Source organism: Geomonas edaphica (genome assembly GCF_004917075.1).
Lineage (GTDB): Bacteria > Desulfobacterota > Desulfuromonadia > Geobacterales > Geobacteraceae > Geomonas > Geomonas edaphica.
Genome location: NZ_SSYB01000017.1, coordinates 1 through 261, shown reverse-complemented (window position 1 = coordinate 261; position 261 = coordinate 1). Strand labels below are relative to the sequence as shown.

The following is a 261-nucleotide window of genomic DNA, read 5'->3' as shown; positions in this document are numbered from 1 at the left end:
GACCATAAAAAAACTGTAAATTGATCAAAACTGCTGTGCATACATCCCGAAATGTCGCCATTTCGGTTGTTACCTACAGATCACTTCTATGCAATTGTCAAAGAACAGTATTCAATGCAAGAACCGAAGCCCTTACAAGGAAAATGGTGGAGGTGAACGGGATCGAACCGATGACCCCCTGCGTGCAAGGCAGGTGCTCTCCCAGCTGAGCTACACCCCCATTTTAAATGGGTACGGATGAAAGTGGTGGGCCTAGGAGGA

General features: G+C 47.1%; 1 tRNA gene. It reads right to left on the bottom strand.

The features are described 5' to 3' along the window. Window positions 1-144: 144 nt before the first annotated feature. A tRNA-Ala gene (locus tag E8K79_RS21030) sits at window positions 145-220 on the bottom strand. Between the last annotated feature and the right edge of the window lie 41 nt (window positions 221-261).